The sequence below is a fragment of the Vibrio sp. 10N.286.48.C11 genome (assembly GCF_041469805.1).
Taxonomy (GTDB): Bacteria; Pseudomonadota; Gammaproteobacteria; order Enterobacterales; family Vibrionaceae; genus Vibrio; species Vibrio crassostreae_C.
Genome location: NZ_JBFRLK010000133.1, coordinates 1 through 2,120 on the forward strand (window position 1 = coordinate 1; position 2,120 = coordinate 2,120).

General features: G+C 42.3%; 2 protein-coding genes. Both read right to left on the reverse strand.

The window, feature by feature from the left end; genetic code table 11:
- Positions 1-53: 53 nt before the first annotated feature.
- Entirely contained in the window at positions 54-1,226 is a 1,173-nt protein-coding gene (locus tag AB4209_RS21950; RefSeq protein ID WP_372057378.1) for a patatin-like phospholipase family protein, read from the reverse strand.
- Positions 1,227-1,439: 213 nt separating this feature from the next.
- A partial coding sequence (gene pdxY / locus AB4209_RS21955) for a pyridoxal kinase (RefSeq protein ID WP_372057376.1) occupies positions 1,440-2,120 on the reverse strand: 681 nt, incomplete at its 5' end.

Consider the following 2,120-nt stretch of genomic DNA (forward strand, 5'->3'; position numbering starts at 1 on the left):
TGCCATGATAAGTAGCGCTAAAACTGTTTTATTCATTTTACGATATCCCTAAATTAAGGTAATTCTGTTACCCAAGGTTTGCCCTGAGTTGCTTTGTGATAACCATATTCGTATATGGTTAATAAATAGTGTTCATCAAACATGTCTTTGGTTCGTTTGGCGTAACCAAAGTCGTGCTCGATGTAAGTAAATTGCATATCAATGTTGTTGATTTCACAGATGTATTTCATTCGATATAAATCACCACGTGTTTGAGCAAGAGTCAGGCTTGATACGCTCTTTGCTACTAAATCTAGACCCTTATCTCTCAGCGAGTGGTACGGCGCTTTCAGTGCTCCATTTCGAATAACATCGAGCTGTGGTGGTCTTTCTAACCCAAGAGCATCTGAGATCTGCTGATAGTCGAAGTTAGATGGATTGAAAAATACTTGAGCGGCTAAACCACCATCGACGTGAAGTTCTTCATAACTTTTACCTTCGTACTTCACATTGATAAACTGCGGTGGGAAGACTCCAGGAATAGAAGCACTTGCTGCTAAAACCTTATATATAAGTTCAGACTTATCTGGCATGTCACTATTTGCAATTGCGCCCACATTCCAAATGACAAGCTCTCCAGAATCAAAGTGTGTGCTACCAATAAACAAACGCTTACCGTTGCGGTGTCGCGCAGCAATTTGCTCGATCATCGGTTCAGGGAACGCCTGAGCGATAAATTGATTCAAGTTTTTACCGTCAGTAAAAGCATCTTTAAACACGGTGTTTAAAAAGTTCTTTTTGCCGAGCACTGATTTGTCATTGATGTTTAACATCACCTCCTTCATCTTCGGAAATGCATCTCCGCCGATGAATACAAATGGTGCCATTAGCGCTCCTGCACTGATGCCAGTAACTATTGAGTAGTCTTTCAATTGGCCAGATTCTTCCAGCCCTATCAAAATACCGGCTCCAAAGGCTCCGTTCGCGCCGCCTCCTGACAAAGCTAAGATATTTAGTTGCTCACCTGACACTTTAATTGGCGTTGTTTGATCGATTGGAGAGTATAAGAAGTCTGGGTTCTCACTCGCCCACATACGCAATGGCTCTTTTACTGATATCGCTTCTTCTACAACCACTTCTTTGTAATTGTCTTTGTGTACGCGTACATCCAACGTGTGGGGTGAGCTACATGCCACTACAAGTAATGACAAAGCAACGGTAAAACCCGAGGAAATTAGACGGTTCATAATTAGGCTCATTTAATGTTCTCTAAAATGATTCAGAGACTCTGTTTAATCAAAAGAACAGCTATAAACAGAGAAGTTAATAAATAGGGATAAAGTGAAGTCCGTCTCTTTCTGGGAGTAATATAGCTAGGTTTAGTCTTAGCTCGTAATCTCGTTTGTAGGATGCGACCCATCGAATAGGTACACCCTCCACCACTATCGGAGTTAAACGCTCTACCCGATTTTGACCACGTTGAAATCGTGGGTAGGCTCTACAAATTCATATTGTGCATTGATTGTTTGTAGCTCCCAAGTGCCATAGCTTTTAGTTAGCTCCAACACACCATAGACCGCGTTATTTGCATGTCGGAATGCAGCTACGGGAGACATTCTCTTTATTAACCCTGCGGTAAACAGGCCAGAGATAAGGTCACCGACACCAACCGGTTGTTGAGCAAATTCAATGTTCGGTCGTTGGGCTAAATAACATGCCTTTTTCGTTGCTAAAATCATACTGAACGCGTCATCGGGTAATGAGTGAAGATGCTTCACGAGCACCATCTTTGGACCAAGCTCCAATGCTTTCTTACATGCTGTAACCGCGTCATAAAGGGAGAGGATTTTAATGCCAGTCAATTCACTTAGTTCAAATTGGTTTGGCACTATAACATCGGCAATAGGAAGCAAGTGTTTAGTAATGGCGGTTCTAACGCCATCCTCAACGATACAACCTTTATCTGGGTCACCCATTACAGGGTCACAAACATAGAGTGCACTGTGGTTCTTTTCTTTAACTAAATTAACCGACTCGGCAACCGCTTTACATTGGTCTGCGCTTCCCTGATAACCCGATAGGATCGCACCACAGTCTTTCAGTACGTTGATGTTGTCTAAGCCTCGAATCAAGTTTCGAAT

Coding starts and splice junctions, on each gene's coding strand:
- AB4209_RS21950 (WP_372057378.1), bottom strand. CDS start 1,226: ATGAACCGTCTAATTTCCTCGGGTTTTACCGTTGCTTTGTCATTACTT.